General features: G+C 49.1%; 17 protein-coding genes. 11 read left to right on the top strand and 6 right to left on the bottom strand.

The features are described from left to right. The first annotated feature begins 3 nt into the window (after positions 1-3). Together argB and slmA are read left to right on the top strand one after the other, a co-directional pair. Positions 4-954, top strand: a complete 951-nt coding sequence (gene argB, locus H5336_RS09355) for an acetylglutamate kinase (RefSeq protein ID WP_185233548.1) — start codon at positions 4-6, stop codon at positions 952-954. 314 nt (positions 955-1,268) lie between these two features. Then, positions 1,269-1,877, top strand: coding sequence for a nucleoid occlusion factor SlmA (gene slmA / locus H5336_RS09350; protein WP_185233537.1), 609 nt, complete (start codon positions 1,269-1,271; stop codon positions 1,875-1,877). Positions 1,878-1,905: 28 nt separating this feature from the next. Here slmA and H5336_RS09345 read toward each other — a convergent pair whose 3' ends face one another. Both H5336_RS09345 and pyrE read right to left on the bottom strand, forming a co-directional pair. After that, positions 1,906-2,556: a hypothetical protein gene (locus H5336_RS09345; protein WP_185233536.1), complete on the bottom strand. Its 651-nt coding sequence runs from the start codon at positions 2,554-2,556 to the stop codon at positions 1,906-1,908. Further along, entirely contained in the window at positions 2,553-3,194 is a 642-nt protein-coding gene (gene pyrE, locus H5336_RS09340; RefSeq protein ID WP_185233535.1) for an orotate phosphoribosyltransferase, read from the bottom strand. Before pyrE ends, H5336_RS09345 begins: the two co-directional genes overlap by 4 nt. Positions 3,195-3,519: 325 nt before the next feature. Between pyrE and H5336_RS09335 the strand changes: the two genes are divergently transcribed. Next, a complete protein-coding gene (locus H5336_RS09335; RefSeq protein WP_185233534.1) occupies positions 3,520-4,293 on the top strand; it encodes an exodeoxyribonuclease III in 774 nt (257 codons plus the stop codon). Between the two features lie 65 nt (positions 4,294-4,358). Here H5336_RS09335 and argH read toward each other — a convergent pair whose 3' ends face one another. Next, a complete protein-coding gene (gene argH, locus H5336_RS09330) occupies positions 4,359-5,756 on the bottom strand; it encodes an argininosuccinate lyase (protein ID WP_185233533.1) in 1,398 nt (465 codons plus the stop codon). A gap of 126 nt (positions 5,757-5,882) precedes the next feature. On the opposite strand from argH, the gene H5336_RS09325 reads away from it, so the two are divergent. Genes H5336_RS09325 through H5336_RS09290 form a run of 8 tightly spaced genes read left to right on the top strand, consistent with a single transcriptional unit; the run spans position 5,883 to position 14,676 of the window. Then, positions 5,883-6,983 (top strand): sensor histidine kinase, encoded by a 1,101-nt coding sequence (locus tag H5336_RS09325; protein ID WP_246439066.1) that lies wholly within the window; start codon positions 5,883-5,885, stop codon positions 6,981-6,983. A gap of 18 nt (positions 6,984-7,001) precedes the next feature. Then, complete coding sequence (locus tag H5336_RS09320; protein WP_185233532.1) at positions 7,002-7,736, top strand: LytR/AlgR family response regulator transcription factor; 735 nt, start codon at positions 7,002-7,004, stop codon at positions 7,734-7,736. A 41-nt stretch (positions 7,737-7,777) separates the two neighbouring features. Continuing rightward, positions 7,778-8,746 carry a hydroxymethylbilane synthase gene (gene hemC, locus H5336_RS09315; protein WP_221628013.1) on the top strand — a complete coding sequence of 323 codons (969 nt, stop codon included), beginning with the start codon at positions 7,778-7,780 and terminating at the stop codon, positions 8,744-8,746. After that, positions 8,736-9,554 carry a uroporphyrinogen-III synthase gene (locus H5336_RS09310; RefSeq protein ID WP_246439065.1) on the top strand — a complete coding sequence of 273 codons (819 nt, stop codon included), beginning with the start codon at positions 8,736-8,738 and terminating at the stop codon, positions 9,552-9,554. The genes hemC and H5336_RS09310 overlap by 11 nt, the downstream gene beginning before the upstream one ends. Next, on the top strand, positions 9,529-10,875 hold the full coding sequence (locus tag H5336_RS09305) for a uroporphyrinogen-III C-methyltransferase (RefSeq protein ID WP_185233529.1): 1,347 nt from the start codon (positions 9,529-9,531) through the stop codon (positions 10,873-10,875). The genes H5336_RS09310 and H5336_RS09305 overlap by 26 nt, the downstream gene beginning before the upstream one ends. Further along, entirely contained in the window at positions 10,872-12,074 is a 1,203-nt protein-coding gene (locus H5336_RS09300; RefSeq protein WP_185233527.1) for a heme biosynthesis HemY N-terminal domain-containing protein, read from the top strand. The genes H5336_RS09305 and H5336_RS09300 overlap by 4 nt, the downstream gene beginning before the upstream one ends. A 6-nt stretch (positions 12,075-12,080) precedes the next feature. After that, a complete protein-coding gene (locus H5336_RS09295; RefSeq protein WP_185233524.1) occupies positions 12,081-12,845 on the top strand; it encodes an alpha/beta hydrolase in 765 nt (254 codons plus the stop codon). Positions 12,846-12,897: 52 nt separating this feature from the next. Next, positions 12,898-14,676, top strand: coding sequence for a hypothetical protein (locus H5336_RS09290; protein ID WP_185233522.1), 1,779 nt, complete (start codon positions 12,898-12,900; stop codon positions 14,674-14,676). A 246-nt stretch (positions 14,677-14,922) separates the two neighbouring features. On the opposite strand, the gene ubiD is transcribed toward H5336_RS09290, so the two are convergent. The 3 genes from ubiD to trxA all read right to left on the bottom strand — a co-directional run bounded on the left by ubiD (position 14,923) and on the right by trxA (position 18,698). Then, on the bottom strand, positions 14,923-16,389 hold the full coding sequence (ubiD, locus tag H5336_RS09285) for a 4-hydroxy-3-polyprenylbenzoate decarboxylase (protein ID WP_185233520.1): 1,467 nt from the start codon (positions 16,387-16,389) through the stop codon (positions 14,923-14,925). Between the two features lie 216 nt (positions 16,390-16,605). After that, positions 16,606-17,865 carry a transcription termination factor Rho gene (gene rho / locus H5336_RS09280; protein WP_185233519.1) on the bottom strand — a complete coding sequence of 420 codons (1,260 nt, stop codon included), beginning with the start codon at positions 17,863-17,865 and terminating at the stop codon, positions 16,606-16,608. 506 nt (positions 17,866-18,371) lie between these two features. Beyond that, complete coding sequence (trxA, locus tag H5336_RS09275; protein ID WP_185233518.1) at positions 18,372-18,698, bottom strand: thioredoxin TrxA; 327 nt, start codon at positions 18,696-18,698, stop codon at positions 18,372-18,374. Between the last annotated feature and the right edge of the window lie 124 nt (positions 18,699-18,822).

Below are 18,822 nucleotides of genomic sequence, written 5' to 3'. Positions count from 1 at the left end.
GTAATGCAAAGTAATAATAGTAATAACCCTGTACAAAAAAACAGATCTGAGAATAGTCCAGCCAAAGTTGCCGAAGTTTTAACAGAGGCGCTACCCTATATCCAAAAGTTTACGGGCAAAACCGTCGTTGTTAAATATGGCGGTAATGCCATGACTGACGAGACACTGCAGCGAAGTTTTGCTCGTGATATTGTTTTGATGAAGTTGGTAGGCATGAACCCGATCGTAGTTCACGGCGGTGGCCCGCAAATTGGTGAATTGCTGAAAAAACTCAACATTCAGTCCGAGTTTGTTCAGGGTATGCGTGTTACTGATAGTCAGACAATGGACGTTGTGGAAATGGTTTTAGGTGCGACGGTCAATAAACAAATTGTTAGCTTAATAAATGGAGCAGGTGGTCAGGCGATTGGCATTACAGGAAAAGATGGCAATTTGATTCGAGCGAAAAAACTGATGCTTAATCGCCAGTTGAGTGCTGAAGAGCAGGCAAATATTAATGCGCCTGAAATTATTGATATTGGCCATGTTGGCGAAGTAAAAACAATTAATCGTAGTGTTATTGACTTGTTGGTTGGAAGTGACTTTATTCCCGTGATAGCACCCATCGGCGTGGGCGAAGATGGAGCCTCCTATAACATTAATGCCGATCTGGTTGCAGGCAAGGTTGCGGAAATAATGCAAGCGGAAAAATTAATGTTGCTGACAAATGTGGCCGGCTTGCAGGATAAGCAGGGAGACACATTAACTGGCTTAACGACTGAGAAGGTGGATGAGCTTATAGCTGACGGCACTATTTATGGTGGAATGCTGCCAAAAATTCGCTGTGCACTGGATGCGGTGAAATCGGGTGTCGCAAGTGCCCATATCGTGGATGGTCGAGTGGCGCACGCTGTATTGTTGGAAATTTTTACAGATTCTGGGGTGGGAACCCTGATTACGGATCAACATCGCTAAATAAATCACGCTTACGGCCAATCTCTTGTTGAAGCTCTAGGAGCGACCGGCTAGGATTAGATGGTTTCTGTCGTTGCGCCTCAATATTTGCGCGGAGGCGCAAACTTTGTGTTTTCTGAGTGCTTTTTGGACTACGCTCTTGTGTTGTTAGAGGGGATTGCATTTGGGCTTCACATTCGGGATTATTTTTTGCTTGGTTAACTTATAGGTAGTGAAACGGGATTGTTTCCATACTGAGCAACAACACAATGCACCTGCATGGCGCGTTACCTGTATCAGGTGGTGCGATTCAAGAGAGTTCATGAATTGACAACATGAGTACAAATAATAAAAAGCCGCGACGGCAACAAATATTAGAAGCTCTCGCTCATATGCTGGAAGTAAAGCCCGGTGCGCGCATAACAACGGCGGCTTTGGCTAAGGAAGTGGGTGTGTCAGAAGCGGCGCTTTATCGGCACTTCCCAAGCAAGTCAAAAATGTATGAAGGACTGATTGAATTTATTGAAGAAACGCTCTTTTCCCGTATCAGTATTATCAATGCAGAAAGCTCCGATGCTTTACTGCGCCTAGAAAAAATTCTTCATTTGGTCTTGGCTTTTTCTGAACGAAATCCGGGTATTACTCGAATACTGACGGGCGATGCGCTGGCCGGTGAAACGGATCGTTTACGCTTGCGCGTTGTGCAGTTGTTCGAGCGTTTGGAAACGCAAGTGCGTCAAATTTTTCGAGAGGCCGAATTGAAGGAGGGTTTGCATTTTGGCATGTCCATTTTCGATACGTCCAGTTTAATGCTAGCGCTACTTGACGGGAAAATGTCTGCCTATGTTCGCAGCGAGTTCAAGCGTTTGCCCACCGAGGGGTGGGCGCAACAGTGGCCTCATATGATTCATGGTATATTCGCCACTGAGGCACAAATAAGCTAACAGGTTTTAGGTCTGCTCAAGTTTACGGCTACTGAATTTTTGCCGCAGAGATTTTTTCCATGGCTTCACCTTTGGCAAACGCCAGAATATCTTGGTCAAACTTACTGATAACCTCCTGATGCTCCGTGTTTCGGATTTGCAATAGCTCTTCTGCAATGGTTAGTTCTACGCGCACGGCTGCTAGGTCATCCAGTATTTTCTTGGGTACTTTTTCTCCTCTTCGTTCAAAATCCGCCGCCTTGCTGGTAATGCCTTCGATTTGAGCGCTGAGGGTGTTGATGTTTCCATTAAGTATGGAGATGTTGGTGCTAATGTTGCGCAGGCGGCGTTGCTTAGCTGATTCAATGTCGTCGGTCGATGAATAGCGGCGTTTAAGGCGCGCATAACGCTCCTGAATTTCGCGCTCTATGGCGTTGCGTGCAATTTCATCTGCCGACGGCGCCGGGGGTACTACTTTAACCACTTGGCCGGAGGCGTTAAGCACCTCATAGCCGGTCTGGGCGTATTCCGGTGGAATAGAGTGATCCAGCACTTTAACCCCGTCTTCGTTTATATAGCGGTAGTAAACGTGCTGACTTAGGGCGTTTGCGCAGAAAGCGGCTAATAGCAAAGCGGTGGCCACCGTCGAGAGTAGGCGGCCTAGCGTAAAGCGGGTTCGGTGTAGGTTTGGTTTGATCATGGGGTACCGTATTGATTGCGATATTCGGTAACACTGGATAGTGTGGTTTTATCGCCCTTGGCGTCAAGATAGGTCATTATGTCGCTTAAGTCGATAATGCTGACTACAGGTACACCAGTGGACTGTTGTAGTTCGTCGATGGCGGAACGCTGACCCTGGCCTTTCTCCTGGCGGTTTAGGCCAATCACTATTGCCGCGGGTTGGGCGCCTGCAGAGTCGATAATGGACAATACCTCTCTTACCGCAGTACCTGCTGTGATGACGTCGTCAATCACAGCGACACGGCCGCATAGTGGCGCGCCAACCATCATTCCTCCTTCTCCGTGATTCTTTGCCTCTTTGCGGTTGTAGCACCAAGGTATATCCCGATGGTGATTGTCGGCCAGCGCGATGGCGGTGGCTGTAGCGAGCGGAATACCCTTATAGGCCGGCCCGAACAGCATATCGAAAGTAAGATCGGCATCGATCATAGCCTGGGCGTAGGCCCGGCCGAGGCGGGCGATATCTGACCCGGACTGAAAACAGCCAGCATTAAAAAAATACGGGCTCTTACGACCTGACTTAAGAGTGAACTCACCAAATTTTAGCGCCTCACTGGCAATTGCCATTTCGATAAATTCTTTTTGGTAGGGTTTCATTCTCTCTCCGGGAATAGGTTGAAAGGTTTTTTTCAGGCTTAGGACACTGTTTTACCTAGTCTAAACCCGCTTAAAGACGGGTTTTGCTGTTTCTCTATGCTATGCCAAAGCAACGAGAAGCCTTCTAAGCGGCCGATATCCGTCTATTATAAGAAAAACACCCTCTTACGGACAAATTTACATTAGTGTACTTGGCTTGCTATGCAATGTTAGTCAGGCATAAATAATAAAACTCTAATACTGAATACCAGATGAATTTTGTGATAATTAATGACAATGAATTACAACTATCTGTATCATATCCAACCGTTATTAAGGGGTTGGTATGAGAGTGATCAGTCTGTGCGTTGATGGTCTTCATCAAGCGGCACAAAGAGGTTTATATGACTGGATAGACGAGCAGGATGCGGACATCATCTGCTTGCAGGATATTCGTGCCTTAGAGTACGAGTTGGACGACGCTATTTTCCATCCCGAGGGTTACTTCGCCTATTTTTTCGATTCTGGTATTAAGCACTACAACGGTGTTGCCATTTACAGCCGTCATCAGCCGAAAGCATTGATCTACGGTTTGGGGTTTTCCAGTGGTGTCGATATGGAAGGCCGCTATTTGCAGGTGGATTTCGAGCGCTATTCTATCGGTTCTCTGCTGGCGCCCAGCGCTTTTTCTGCAGCAGAATCTCAGGAGGTGAAAATTAAGTTTTTCGATGACTTTCAGGCGTTGCTACATAAAATCACTCGCAAGCGTAGGCACTATATTTTTTGTGGTAACTGGGCGATGGCCCACACCAAAAAAGATGTAGAAAACTGGCAGCAGAATACCAGTCAGCCGGGGTTTCTTGCTCACGAACAGCAATGGATGGATCAGTTATTCAGGCAGTTGGGCTACGCCGATGCTTTTCGTTTGGCGGTTCCAGAGGCTGGTGAATACTCCTGGTGGCCAAGCGGTAACGTAGGTGAAGGTGATGGCTGGCGAACGGATTGTCAGGCGATCTCTGATTCTCTGTCGAAAAAGGTCGAATATGCCGCGCTTTATAAAACCCGGAAGTTCTCCAGTCACTTGCCTGTAATTGTCGATTACGATATTGATGACCTGTAAAGCGATTACGCACCAAGATTAGATTCAAAAAAGGCGAGCTCTGTGCTCGCCTTTTTTGTGTGCGGTTAGCGAGAGTTAATGTCGGTTTTAGCCACTTTAACGGCATTTAATACCTGTTGAGGTGCAGTGCCACCAATATGGTTGCGGGCCGAGACTGAGCCTTCTAGCGTTAATACATCAAACACGTCGTTGTCGATGATACTGGAGAATTGTTGAAGCTCCTGCAGCGACATTTCGGAAAGGTCCTTGCCTTGCTCTATGCCGTAGGCAACGGACTTGCCGACCACTTCGTGGGAGTCGCGGAAGGGAATGCCCTTGCGTACTAGGTAATCGGCGAGATCGGTTGCGGTGGAAAATCCACGTTTTGCCGCTTCGTACATAGATTCTCTATTGGCTTCTAATGCAGGAATCATATCGGCGAAGGCGCGAAGACAATCTTTAACCGTGTCGATAGTATCGAACAGTGGCTCTTTATCTTCTTGGTTATCCTTGTTGTAGGCCAGTGGTTGTGACTTCATTAGTGTCAGCAGGCTGACTAAGTGGCCGTTTACACGCCCAGTTTTACCGCGCACCAGTTCGGGCACGTCCGGGTTTTTCTTCTGTGGCATGATTGACGAGCCGGTGCAAAAGCGGTCGGGCAAGTGGATAAAGTTAAACTGCGCCGATGTCCAGAGCACTAGTTCTTCGCTGGCGCGAGATAGGTGGGTCATCAGTAATGCGGCGAAGGCCGTAAACTCAATGGCAAAGTCACGATCGCTTACGGAGTCGAGTGAGTTGCGGGTTGGTTGGCTGAAGCCCAGCAGCTGAGATGTTTGTTCTCGGTCGATCGGGTAAGTTGTTCCCGCCAGTGCGGCGGCACCCAGGGGTGATTGGTTTGAGCGCTTACGGCAGTCCATTAATCGACTGTAGTCACGATTAAGCATTTCATACCAAGCCAGTAAATGGTGCCCGAAAGTAACCGGCTGTGCCGTTTGTAGGTGGGTGAACCCCGGCATAATGGTATTTGCTTCGCGTTCGGCAATGGTCAGCAGGCCCTGCTGCAGGCGCGTAAGCTCTTTGGCCACAGCATCTATTTCGTCGCGCAGGTAAAGGCGGATATCAGTGGCAACTTGATCGTTGCGCGAGCGCCCTGTGTGCAGTTTTTTACCGGTGGTACCAATACGTTTGGTTAGCTCGGCTTCGATGTTCATGTGCACATCTTCCAAGCTTACCAGCCAGTTAAAATTACCCTGCTCTATGTCGCTGCGGATAGTTTCCAGGCCATCGATAATGGAGGATGTTTCTTCGTTTGTTAGCACGCCCACGGAGGCGAGCATAGTCGCGTGAGCGATTGAGCCGTTAATGTCGTGATGGTAAAGCCGCTGGTCGAAATCAACGGACGCTGTGAAACGTTCGACAAAGGCATCGGTTGCTTCGCTGAATCGGCCCCCCCAGGGTTTTACAGAGTTGTCTTCTTGGCTCATAGTTAGTTAAATCCTGTAATACTCATATTGATGGAGCAGGCCTAGCCTGCACTCAGACGGCGCATTATACCCGAGCTCCAGCAGGTTTGATAAAAGCGATTTAGAAGGACTTTACTCGAGGTGCCCTTGACTGATAATACAGACCTTTCCCCAAGCTTAAGCAACGACGGCGACTTTTTGCCGGATCTTTGTGGCCCCCAGGCAGTGCTCGCCCTTATTTTGATCGCCGAACTGTTTGTTGGTGCGTTTATGATCGCAGCCTACAGCTTCGATCATTTTGATTGGGCGAGGTTTGGCATGGTGTCCATACTGGCTCAGTGGGTAGTGCTAACCAGTGCCGGCAGTTTGTGTCTGTTGCGTCGTTATCTGAATCAGGTCCACCCGATGGTGGCAGGCTTGGGCAGCTACAGTCTGGTACTGTTTTGCACCTTTGTTTTTTCATTTCTTACGCATTGGATTGGTCAGGGAAATTTTTACGGTATAGGCCAGGTGTTAATTGGCAACTTGATGGTTGCTGCTGTGCTGGCGGGCGTCGGTTTACGGTACCTGTATTTACAGCAGCAATTACGCAACCAGCAACGGGCGGAAATGGCCTCTCGCCTGCAGGCGTTGCAGTCGCGTATTCGGCCACATTTTTTATTCAACAGTATGAATACAATAGCGAGCTTAATCGCGGTGGACCAAGATACGGCTGAGCGCGTGGTGGTAGAGCTGGCGCAGCTATTTCGAGCAAGCCTCAGTGAGCCAGGCTTGATTCCTCTGCGCAAGGAAATTGATTTGTGCCGTTATTACATGGATATTGAGCAGATGCGCCTTGGCGAGCGTATGCGCATGGAGTGGACGTTTTCGGCGGAATCTGGGGGCGGGCTTGACCCCGCAGACGAGCGTTTTGACCACTGGCAAATCCCTAGCTTTCTGCTGCAGCCGTTGTTTGAAAATGCGATCTATCACGGTATTCAGCCCATGCCGTGCGGTGGCATGATAACGGTGAACATTGTGCTGGGGGAAAAGCAGGCGGTGGTATCTATTCGTAACCCGGTTGGTGAAAATGAAGATAAAACACAACAGCTAGATAAGCCAGAAGCCGGTGGTAATGGCATAGCCTTGGATAACATTCGCCACCGGTTGGTGGCCTACTACGGTAGTAATGGAACACTGGTAACAAACAGCGACGCAGGCGAGTTTATTGCCGTGCTAAGCTTTCCTAATCAAACCTTACAAAATTAGGCCTCAGGAGAGATCCCCATGCATATGTTAATTGTTGACGATGAACCTCTCGCGCGTCAGCGTTTGATACGCATGATCGAAAGATTCGACGGTTATGAGGTTGTTGGTGAAGCCGCCAACGGCATAGAAGCCGTTGCCGCCATCGACAAATTTGATCCAGATATAGTGTTGCTAGATGTGCGCATGCCGGGGGAGGATGGCCTGGAAGCCGCGGGGAAAATTTCGGCAATGCCCGAGCCGCCGGCCGTGATTTTCTGTACAGCATACGATGAGTACGCACTGGAGGCGTTCAAAACTTTGGCTGTGGGCTACCTGCTTAAGCCCGTGCAGGAACAGCAGCTGCTGGATGCGCTGGAGAAAGCGCAAAAGGTGAATAAAGTTCAAAGAAATGCCGCTACAGCCGAAAAAGTACCCGATGGTCAGCGCCAAAATATTGCAGCAAAAACCCGCAAGGGTGTGGAGCTGATCGCTATTGCGGGGGTGCAGTGCTTTATTGCTGATCAAAAATATGTGACGGTAAAGCATGCCACGGGCGAAACGCTCATCGACGACACCCTTAAAGAGTTGGAACAAGAGTTTCCAGCTTTGTTTCTTCGGGTACACCGCAATGCATTGGTGGCTATAAAAGAGATTGAAGCATTAGAGCGTACCGGTAGTGGACAATTTGAATTGCGGCTTAAATCTACCGACTATCGGCCAACGGTTAGCCGGCGCCATGTGTCAAATGTTCGCGAGCTTCTTTCGCGGCTGTAAATCGTATCTCATTGGCTCTGAAGCCACCTCCGTCTGGTATTATGATGGCGAATTCAGAGAGGATTGTCGTCGTGACCCAAACCCTTCGTATAGCCACCCGAAAAAGCGCGCTTGCACTCTGGCAGGCCGAATATGTAAAAGCGGAATTAATAAAGTATCACCCTCAGTTGGTCGTGGAGTTGGTGCCCATGACTAGCCGTGGCGACAAAATCCTCGATGTGCCACTGGCAAAGGTGGGCGGCAAAGGTTTGTTTGTGAAGGAGCTGGAGCACGCATTACTAGAAGATGAAGCTGATATTGCCGTGCACTCGATGAAAGACGTACCCATGGATTTCCCCGACGGCCTTGGGCTTGCGGTTATATGTGAACGTGAAGATCCGCGCGATGCGCTGGTTTCGGGTAAGTACTTAACGCTTGAATCTATACCTCCGGGTGCGATTATTGGCACTTCAAGCCTGCGCCGCCAAAGTCAGTTGTTGGCAATGCGCCCCGATCTGGAGGTAACGTTTCTGCGTGGTAACGTTAATACCCGCTTGGCGAAACTCGATGCAGGTGAGTTCGACGCCATACTGCTTGCCGCAGCAGGATTAAAACGATTGGGTTTTGATGACCGTATCGCTTCCTGCCTTGCACCGGAAAACCTGCTACCTGCCGGTGGGCAGGGCGCTGTCGGTATTGAGTGTCGCACCGGCGACACAAATGTTTTAGCGCTGCTGCAGCCTTTGCATCATCGGCTAACGGCACAGGCCGTTATGGCTGAGCGTGCGATGGTTCGTGCATTGGAAGGTGGTTGTCAGGTACCTATCGGCAGCTACGCTATCCACAAGGATGGAGGGTTGTGGTTGCGGGGCTTGGTGGCCGAGCCCGATGGCAGCAAAACAATTTATCGCGAAGTAAAAGGCAGCGTCGATGCCGGTGAGCAAATGGGTGAACACCTAGCCCAGGAATTGCTGGCGGCAGGCGCCGATAAAATTCTAAAAAACGTCTACGGTAATTCTGTTGGCCGTTAAGCCACTTCATTATCGTGTAATGGCCACGCGGCCCGGTACCCAAAATCACGATTGGTGTGCATTACTGGCGTCATCGGGCTTTTCGGTTTTATCCATGCCGATGTTGGCGTTAGTGCCGGTTGTGGACGCTCAGCAGCAAAATGCTGTTCGTCAAAAAATATTGGATTTTGATCTTTACGACAAGGTTATATTTGTTAGTCAAAATGCGGTGCTGCATACCCGCGAGTGGTTGGATCAGTACTGGCCACAGCTACCGTTGGGTATTGAGTATTTTGCTGTCGGAAAAAAAACAGCCCAGACTTTACAGCAAGCGTTGGAACTTTCGCCTGAACAGGTTAGTTCGACAGCATTGACGATGAATACCGAGGGGTTGTTACAACACTCGCTATTGCAGGACGTTACGCATAAAAAAATATTGATTTGTCGCGGAGTGGGGGGTCGACCTCTGTTGGGTGAAGCCCTAAATGCTCGCGGTGCGCAGGTTGAATTTTGTGAGTTGTACCTAAGAGAAATTCCCGAATTGGCGTTGGCGCAACTGGCGCAGCAAAAATTTGATTCACGTACCGATATCATCTCGGTATTCAGCGGTGAGACGTTGAATAATTTACTTACGGTGGCGGCCGCTGTTAGCATGGATAAAAAGGCCGAATTGTTACGCTTGGCTATTCTTGTGCCCGGTGAGCGTGTAGCCGAGTGCGCTCGCGAAGCGGGTTTTAGTCGTATCCTTACTTCACAAAATGCCAGCGAACTCCAAATGTTAGAGACTTTACAGAGACTTATGAATGACGGACAAAACGCAAGTTCCTGAGCAGCTGGATGATGAAGGCGTCGGGGGGAAAACTGATCAAAACGTTATTCCCAATGATGCTGAAAACGCATCTGGGACAGAGGTGGAATCAACCGAAGCGGCAACAGCGGAAGTGGTTGATGCAAGTGCTACCGATGCTAGCGACAATGCCGTCGAGCACAGGTCAGCACACGAAAGCAGAAAAGTGGCCGAAGCCCCAACTGAATCACAGCCCACAATAAGGTCCAAGCGTGGCTTTCCCTGGTTTGGTTTATTGCTTGCTCTGTTAATGCTAGTGACAATCTTCGTTGTGGTTTGGTTGGCGTGGCAGGGAGATCAATACATTAAGGGCGATACCGAAAAATATGCCCAAGTTAAAATACTGGAAAGCCAATTAAGTCAGCAGGCGCAACAGCTTATTGCCATTAATCAGGCTCTTGGGGAATCTTTAGCGGCGGCTAAAGCCAGCGGTGAGCGCGCTAACGAGCGCCTGCAAATCCTTGAGCAGCGTGTTATTGCACAGAATAAGCGGCTATTGGCGATGTCTACGGTTACTCGCGAAGACTGGCTGTTAGCGGAAGCCGAGTATTTACTGAAGCTGGCTAATCAGCGTGTGTTAATAGAGCGCAGTGCAGAGGGGGCTGAAGCCCTGTTAACGGAAGCCGACGCAATCATGCGCGACCTAGCTGATCCGGATTTATACCCGTTGCGCAAAGCCATCAATAATGACTTGGCAGCATTGCGCTTAGTACAAAAAATTGATGTGGAAGGAATCTACCTCGCCATCGATGGGCTGGTTAATCATATCGAAGCGTTGCCGCTGCAACCGACACGGCAGCAAGTTATGATCAATAGTGAAGATAGTGCTCTGCGGCAGCAAGCGGAGCCCGGAGCAGGTGCAAACGTTGAGGCAGTTGAGGCAGAGTCGGGTTGGTTAGCGAAGGTGCGTTCCAGCTTCTCCGGGTTTACCGAAGGTTTGAGTGAATACATACGTGTGCGCGACCACAGTGTTGAGGCGCGTGCGCTATTGGCACCCGATGCAACGCACTATTTGCAGCATAATATTCAGTTGTTACTCGAGCGCGCGCAGTTGGCGTTGTTGCGAGAGCAGCCACAAATTTATTCCCAGAGCTTGTTGCAGGCAGAAAGCTACATCAGCAAATTTTTACCAGCCTCTACCGCCGCCGATAATTTTCGCGCACAGCTAAAGGCGTTGTCGGATAAAACGATTGTAGCGCAGCTCCCGGACATCTCACCGTCCCTTGAGCTACTGCATACTTATATTGAAGAGCTGCATAATCTTAAAGGGGCAACGCCTGCAGCTGGAGGCTCCCAGCCATGAACCGCATTCTGTATGTCGGTGCCCTGAGCCTATTGATTTTGGTGGGTGGCTCCCTTGCCATTGAACTGGTTCGTCAGGACTCCGGCTATATTTTGATTAGCGTAGGCAATACAACAGTGGAGGCCAGCTTCTGGCTCGTTGCATTGCCTTTGGGGTTGTTCCTAATTTACGGATGTTACCGGTTTGGTGTTCAGCTATTGCGTTCGTTTGGCGTGGGTTTAACGGTATTTTCTAAGCGTCGTAGCCAACAGTTTATACGTAAAGCTAATCGCGGTCTTTTGCGTTATATCGAAGGGGATTGGCGGGCTGCCAAAAAAGATTTACTCAGCGTGGCCAAACAGAGTGAGCAACCCCTTGTGCATTTATTGGCGGCTGCTCATGCTGCAAATGCATTGGGCAATACAGCGGAAGCGCAGCAATTGTTGGAGATGGCAGAAAAAAGCGCACCGGAAAATGAGCTTGCAGTTTTGTTGAGCCGCGCGCGCCTAGATATGTCGACGGATAATCTAGACGCTAGCTTAGCTACCTTACAGAAAGCCTTTTCGCTGGCGCCTTCGCATCCGGTGGTACTGGCGTTGTTGCAGAAGGTGTATGCGCAATTAAATAACTGGGATGCATTAATCGAGCTATTGCCACGGTTGAAAGCCAGCAAGCAATATAGCCAAGAACAATTTTCTGGGTTGGAAGTGAATGCTTATTGCGCTCTTCTACAGGGTGAAAATAAATTGGGTTCACCCGCCCAGAGGGAGCAGCGGTTAGCTTCCCTGTGGCAAAAATTACCGCGGCACTTAAAAACATCGCAAACCCTTATTGCTCAGTATTGTGTGATTTTATTGCAACAGGACAAGCACGACAAAGCCGAATTGATGTTGCGCCAGTCGCTGAAAAAAAACTGGAATACCGAGTTGATAAAATTGTATGGTCAATTGACGTTGTCGCAGGGTGTCGATCAATTGGCACAGGCCGAGCGCTGGCTTAGCGACCACCCCAAAGATGCTGACCTACTCATGGCGTTGGCACGTATAGCTAATCGTTGCGAACTTTGGGGTAAAGCAAGAAGCTATTTTGAGACCAGTTTAAGTTTGCAGGAAAGTCCGGTTGCCTATGCTGAACTGGCGGCCTTGGTAGCGCAACTGGGAGACCACCAAAAGAGTACGGCGTTGTACCAGAAAGGTTTGCTGCTTACCACGCAGCAGTAGGGTGCCATGTCTCTGATTAAAACATTACTGTTGCTGTTGGCGTTTCTCTATTTTGGTATTGGCACCGCGCTTTATTTTTTTCAACGCAGCTTTATTTATTTCCCCACGCTTCCGATGGAATTTTCCGGGTTGTCAAATGTTTACCGTGACCATGGTGACATTCGCCTACAGGGGCATGTGGCAAATGCCGAACAATCGCAACTTATTCTGTATTTTGGTGGTAACGCCGAGCAAATTGGTAGCAGCTTGCAGGAGCTTGCGCTCCACTTTCCCCAGTATTCGGTAGCGGGATTTCACTACCGTGGTTATGCCGGTAGTAACGGTGAGCCTAGCGAACAGGCGTTAATCAGCGACGCACTTTTTCTCTATGAGCAGATGGCCAAGGAATACGAAAAGGTGGTTGTGATGGGTAGAAGCCTCGGTAGTGGTGTCGCTACTCAGCTTGCGAGTAAGCGCAAAGTGGATGCGTTGGTGCTAGTAACGCCCTTCGACAGCATTACGGCCGTTGCCGGAAAAGTGTATTGGTTCTATCCGATTAGCTGGATGATTACTGAGCGTTACAACTCCCTAGCTGTTGCCAATAGTATTACCGCTCCGACGTTGTTATTGATGGCCGCTGACGATAGTGTTATTACCGCCGATCACAGTGAAAAATTGTTAAGTGGGTTCACTAATGGCGTTGCGACGGCGGTAACGATTGCTAATTCAGGACACAACTCCATTGCTGATAATAGTGATTACTTTGTCGAGCTAAAGAATTTTTTGCGTTGACGTTAGCCTTAATTAACAATATCAGGCTTGTTCGACAGGGTGTTTCGCTATTATGAAAATAGGGGTGTTTGTTGTAATAGCCGTTTTATTTTGGCTACCGCAAAGTATCAATGCACAGACGATTATTGAACAGCAACAAAGTGCTTTATACCGTCTTTCTGCAACCGGAAAATTACGCTATTCAAAAGATGATAAGGGAAACCGGATTCCGGACTTTTCCCACGTAGGCTATCACTCCGGCGAGCAGGGGATTCCAAACGCTGCGGTTAAAATTACGCTGAAGCCGCAGCTAGGTGATGATACCAAGCGTATACAAGACGCTTTGGATAAAGTAGGGCGGCTGCCTCTGGATCAGAATGGACTTCGTGGTGCTGTACTCCTTACGCGCGGCATTTATCGCGTAGAGGGAAAGCTCGTTATTTCGCAAAGTGGGACGGTGCTGCGTGGCGAGGGAGGTGATCCTAGTGGCACGACTATTATCGCCGCCGGGTATGACAATAAAAAATATAAACGTACGCTTATCACCGTTGGGAACGCCAATAAAATAGAAGTCGATAGCACTTCGAAACGAGTAATCGTGGATAAAACGACGCCGATAGGGTCAAACTCGTTTGAAGTCGATTCGGTTTTGGCATACGCCGTTGGAGATAAAATAGTCGTATATCGGCCCTCGAACGAGGCATGGATTAAATTTATCGGCGGCGACCAATTGTTACCGAGATGGCGGTCAGTTCACGGGGCTCACTGGGTCAAGACCGGCGCATATCCTGGATGGTATTACCGATTACCCAATGACCAAACAGCGCGTTCTATTTTGCAAAAAACGGGTGAATCTTGGTCGGATTTTGTTCGTCGAGTTCCGCTGTCTGCGGACGGAAAGAAGCTCAATACCACCAAACAGTGGCAAGCCGGGCGCTATGATTTTTATTTTGAGCGAAAGATTACCGGCATAGAAGGGCGTCGTGTTTTTGTTGATGCGCCAATCGTACATTCGATGGAGCCAGAGTTTGGGGGTGGCGCAATATTTCAGTACCACGCACCAGCACGAGTGACTGAAGTGGGTATTGAGCGGGTGCGTTTGATGTCGGAGTTTGGTTCATCGAGTTCAGCGCACCCATACGGAGACCCTAAAGTGGCGACCCGCGCTGAAAATCATGGCTGGACGGGTATTCACATTGAGAAAAATACTGAAAATACTTGGGTTCGAAATATTACTGGAAACTATTTTGGTTGGTCCTTAGTGTCGGTTTCGGGAACGCGTTCGACTATCCAGGACAGTATTAATCTTGGACATGCCTCTAGAGTTAGTGGCGGTCGTCGTTACTCCTTTATGGTTGATGGTCAGCTTAATCTCGTGCAGCGCTGCCTCACGATTAGTGGCCGCCATGAGTTTGTCACCCAGGCTCGCACAGCGGGGCCGAATGTTTTTGTCGACTGTATTGGAATGGATTCCAAAGCCTTTGCTGGACCGCACCATCGCTATTCCATTGCCACCTTGTTTGATAATGTGAGTTCTGAGGCGGGAATGGAGTCGCGGTTTCGCGGCAATAGGGGAACGGGCCACGGTTGGGCGGGTACACAGACTTATTTTTATAATTGCGTAGCACCCAGCTTCAAGGTGCAGGCTCCCCCCGGTGGCGTTGTTTGGCTGATGGGTTCTGGCGCAGCTGCTGCTGAGGATATTCGCGCGCAGCCCGCTAGTCTTTATTATCAGCAAGTGCGGGATCGCCTAGGGCAGGCGGCTTTAGATCGCCTAGCGTCAAAGGCACAAAGGCAGTCCTTAGGAAGCTATCGCTGGGCGAAGGAGCGGCTTAAAGCCGAAGGTCTATAGGCTCAAGTCAATGCTTGAGCTGCTGGCAGAAAAAAATATTCGATGTGTCGCTCAGTTTGGCAGAGCACTGTCTTCGCGAGTATGCTGCCAAAAGTACAAATCCTTTCATGTGAACCGACGATTTTTCTTCCGTTTCTATGGCCTAGCGATTTTGTATTAGCTATTAATAGGTCAATAACTGTAATTTAATTACGCAAGATACAGTGTTATACGCAGGGGTAAAAAGGCCGCTGGATTACGCTAGTATTAATCGATTATGCCAAGGCTGTCCCATAGGTCATCAACCTTTTGTTTGACCTCAGTTGTCATCTCTATGGGTGTTCCCCATTCTCTGTTTGTTTCGCCCGGCCATTTATTGGTTGCATCGATGCCCATTTTTGAGCCTAAGCCCGATACCGGCGATGCGAAGTCTAAATAATCGATGGGGGTGTTGTCGATGAGGGTGGTATCGCGCGAGGGATCAACGCGAGTGGTAATAGCCCAGATCACATCTTCCCAATTGCGTGCGTTTACGTCGTCATCGGTAACAATAACAAATTTGGTATACATAAACTGGCGCAAGAAAGACCAAACGCCGAGCATTACCCGTTTAGCATGACCGGGGTACTGCTTTTTCATGGTCACAACAGCCAAGCGGTAGGAACAGCCTTCCGGCGGCAGATAAAAATCAACAATTTCCGGGAATTGTTTTTTCAGCAGCGGTATAAACACTTCGTTGAGCGCCAAGCCTAGTACAGCGGGTTCGTCGGGTGGGCGGCCCGTATAAGTGCTGTGGTAGATAGGCTCTTTGCGGTGGGTAATACGTTCCACGGTAAAAACAGGGAAGCTATCCACCTCATTGTAATAGCCGGTGTGATCGCCAAAGGGGCCTTCGTCGGCCATCTCATTTTCGGCGATATAGCCTTCCAAAATGAATTCGGCACTGGCGGGAACCTGCAAATCATTACCAATACTTTTTGTGACTTCGGTTTTACTGCCGCGAAGTAAACCGGCAAAGGCGTATTCGCTAAGCGTATCGGGTACCGGTGTTACCGCACCTAATATTGTTGCCGGGTCTGCGCCCAAGGCTACGGATACGGGGAAATTCTCACCGGGGTGCTGCTGTTGCCATTCGCGAAAATCCAGTGCGCCGCCGCGATGACTGAGCCAACGCATTATTAGTTTGTTTTTGCCGATTAACTGCATGCGGTAAATGCCGAGATTCTGCCGCTCTTTGTTGGGGCCGCGGGTAATAACCAATGGCCAAGTAATGAGTGGGCCGGCATCGCCCGGCCAGCAGGTTTGAATAGGCAGCTGGGTTAGGTCGACTTGATCGTTTGCCAATACGATTTGCTGACAAGCGGCCTTTTTCACCTCCTTGGGCGACATGTTCAGTACTTGTTTGAATATCGGCAATTTTGCCCAAGCGTCTTTCATGCCCTTGGGAGGCTCTGGTTCTTTCAAAAATGCCAGTAGTTCGCCTACTTCGCGTAACGCTTCTACACTTTCTTGCCCCATACCCAAAGCAACGCGTTCAGGTGTACCAAACAGATTACCAAGCAGCGGAAACGTGTGGCCTTCAACATTTTCAAATAACAGCGCAGGCCCACCCGCGCGCAACGTGCGGTCGCAGATTTCAGTGATTTCGAGGTGAGGGCTAACGGGGTGCTTAATGCGCTTCAGCTGCCCTCTTTTTTCGAGCAGTTCGATAAAGTCTCGCAGATCTTTGAACATGTTTTACTCTGATAAAAAGTGTGGATCACGGAGTGCGAACGGAGTTTGCTTCTGGAGCGCTGCCTTTGGCAGCTGGAAGAGGCTGTTGTTACGTTTTTTCGGGTTTCCCCAGCAGGCTGCAAAGCAGTCCAGAAGCAGCGAAGCGCCCCAGAAGTGGAGCGCAGCGGACGTTTCCAGCAGGCGGTGCCGCCGCTCTATACGGCGCTTAAACGCCGTTTATTTGGACTTCATCGACAGGAAAAACTGCTCGTTGGTTTTAAAGCCTTTTAGTCTGTCTGACAAGAATTCAATTGCACTGACATCTTCCATATCGTGTAACAATTTACGCAGAATCCATACACGCGCAAGCTCGTCTTCTTTCATCAGCAAATCTTCGCGGCGGGTACCCGAGCGGCGAATGTTAATGGCGGGGTAAACACGTTTTTCCGCAATTTTTCGGTCGAGGTGTAGTTCTAAGTTGCCGGTACCTTTGAACTCTTCGTAGATAACCTCGTCCATTTTGGAGCCGGTATCGATAAGGGCCGTCGCGACGATGGACAGACTACCGCCTTCTTCGATATTGCGCGCAGCGCCAAAGAAACGTTTTGGGCGCTCCAGCGCATGGGCGTCAACACCACCAGTAAGCACTTTACCGGAGGATGGGATTACGGTGTTATACGCGCGGGCGAGTCGAGTAATGGAGTCGAGTAAAATCACAACATTTTTTTTGTGTTCAACCAAACGCTTGGCGCGTTCAATAACCATTTCGGCTACCTGTACGTGGCGCGAAGGTGGCTCGTCGAAGGTGGAGGCAACAACTTCACCGCGCACTGAGCGCTGCATTTCGGTTACTTCTTCTGGGCGCTCGTCGATAAGTAGAACAATAAGATGACATTCGGGATTATTGCGGGTAATCGCCTGTGCAACATTCTGCATCATAATAGTTTTACCGGCTTTCGGCGGTGCCACAATCAGGCCGCGCTGACCTTTACCAATAGGCGATATTAAATCGATAATACGACCAGTTAAATCTTCTGTAGAACCGTTACCGGCTTCCAAAACCAAACGCTCGGTTGGAAACAGGGGGGTGAGGTTTTCAAAAAGAATTTTATTGCGAGAATTTTCCGGTTTGTCGAAGTTAATTTGGTTAACTTTGAGCAGGGCGAAATAGCGCTCGCCTTCTTTCGGTGGGCGAATTTTGCCGGAAATGGTATCGCCTGTACGCAGGTTAAAGCGGCGAATCTGGCTCGGTGAAACATAGATGTCATCAGGGCCAGCAAGGTAGCTGGAGTCTGCTGAGCGCAAGAAGCCGAAACCGTCCTGCAGTATTTCTAATACGCCATCGCCGTAAATATCTTCGCCGCTACGGGCATGGCGTTTCAGGATATTAAAAATGACATCTTGTTTGCGCGAGCGGGCAAGGTTTTCCATGCCCATTTCTTTTGCGATTTCGATGAGTTCTTCGATGGATTTTTGTTTAAGGTCGGTAAGGTTCATAAGATTAATACGGTAGGCAGGGTGATGGCTTCGGCCGAAGGCCAGGATTAAGGATGTTTACTTGTTTTACTAATATGTTAATGGTCAGCGCTATTACTTCTAGTGTTATTTGTTCTGTAATCGTTTCTTAGGTAAATGCTGAACGCTTGGAATTCTGTTGTAAAACCCAATGGTTTTGAGTTGCTGCTGCTTTCGGGCAAGCGGGGTAATGTGCTTGCTTAAATTGCTCAGTGTTACGAAGCTAAACAGGGTAGCCAGGGGTAAGGCTAGGATATGCTGTCGATAACACAGGTAAGGTATTTGAATGGTCCGATTGGGCAACTATTTTCGCCTAGGGCCGGTCATCGGGTTGCTGTAAGTCTAGGGTTGATTGACTGCAGGAGAGATGAACGGATGTGTACAGAAGCGATACATTTGCAGTATAGCCACAAAAATTGGGGAGTGCAAAGCTCAAATGAACGGCATTTTGCAAGACATGGTCGCGCTGGCAACCATGTCACACTCTTTTACAGGTTACTTTCGATAAATTCTTTCAGTTGTGCTTTGGACAAAGCGCCAACTTTGGTGCCTTCTGCAGAGCCATTTTTGAAAATGATTAAAGTTGGAATTCCGCGAATATTGAATTTTGCGGGAGTTTGCTTGTTAGCATCAACGTCCATTTTGCAGATCTTGATCTTGTCGCCGTATTCTTGAGCAAGTTCATCCAAAACGGGCGCGATCATTTTACAGGGACCACACCAAGCTGCCCAGAAGTCAACCAGTACAGGGCCTTCAGAAGACAATACGTCTTGTTCGAAGTTGGCATCGCTTGTGTGGACGATCGCGTCACTCATATTTTGATTCTCCAAATGGGGGGGGGGGATTGCGGAAATAGGCGGTAATGATAAGGATAGCCCGATTTCGATACAAGGCCAAATAACCTAGTAGGGGCTCATTAGCGACGAAAGATCAGGGGCT

Source organism: Teredinibacter franksiae (assembly GCF_014218805.1).
GTDB classification, from domain to species: domain Bacteria; phylum Pseudomonadota; class Gammaproteobacteria; order Pseudomonadales; family Cellvibrionaceae; genus Teredinibacter; species Teredinibacter franksiae.
The sequence above is the reverse complement of the archived record's forward strand: the minus strand, read 5'-3'. Positions and strand labels throughout refer to the sequence as shown.

Excerpts from the sequence above, each read along its gene's own strand:
- argB (WP_185233548.1), top strand. The coding sequence starts at position 4 with ATGCAAAGTAATAATAGTAATAACCCTGTACAAAAAAACAGATCTGAG.
- hemC (WP_221628013.1), top strand. The coding sequence starts at position 7,778 with ATGATGGCGAATTCAGAGAGGATTGTCGTCGTGACCCAAACCCTTCGT.
- ubiD (WP_185233520.1), bottom strand. The coding sequence starts at position 16,389 with ATGTTCAAAGATCTGCGAGACTTTATCGAACTGCTCGAAAAAAGAGGG.
- H5336_RS09290 (WP_185233522.1), top strand. The coding sequence starts at position 12,898 with ATGAAAATAGGGGTGTTTGTTGTAATAGCCGTTTTATTTTGGCTACCG.
- rho (WP_185233519.1), bottom strand. The coding sequence starts at position 17,865 with ATGAACCTTACCGACCTTAAACAAAAATCCATCGAAGAACTCATCGAA.
- H5336_RS09300 (WP_185233527.1), top strand. The coding sequence starts at position 10,872 with ATGAACCGCATTCTGTATGTCGGTGCCCTGAGCCTATTGATTTTGGTG.
- trxA (WP_185233518.1), bottom strand. The coding sequence starts at position 18,698 with ATGAGTGACGCGATCGTCCACACAAGCGATGCCAACTTCGAACAAGAC.
- H5336_RS09320 (WP_185233532.1), top strand. The coding sequence starts at position 7,002 with ATGCATATGTTAATTGTTGACGATGAACCTCTCGCGCGTCAGCGTTTG.
- pyrE (WP_185233535.1), bottom strand. The coding sequence starts at position 3,194 with ATGAAACCCTACCAAAAAGAATTTATCGAAATGGCAATTGCCAGTGAG.
- slmA (WP_185233537.1), top strand. The coding sequence starts at position 1,269 with ATGAGTACAAATAATAAAAAGCCGCGACGGCAACAAATATTAGAAGCT.
- H5336_RS09295 (WP_185233524.1), top strand. The coding sequence starts at position 12,081 with ATGTCTCTGATTAAAACATTACTGTTGCTGTTGGCGTTTCTCTATTTT.
- H5336_RS09305 (WP_185233529.1), top strand. The coding sequence starts at position 9,529 with ATGACGGACAAAACGCAAGTTCCTGAGCAGCTGGATGATGAAGGCGTC.
- H5336_RS09335 (WP_185233534.1), top strand. The coding sequence starts at position 3,520 with ATGAGAGTGATCAGTCTGTGCGTTGATGGTCTTCATCAAGCGGCACAA.
- argH (WP_185233533.1), bottom strand. The coding sequence starts at position 5,756 with ATGAGCCAAGAAGACAACTCTGTAAAACCCTGGGGGGGCCGATTCAGC.
- H5336_RS09345 (WP_185233536.1), bottom strand. The coding sequence starts at position 2,556 with ATGATCAAACCAAACCTACACCGAACCCGCTTTACGCTAGGCCGCCTA.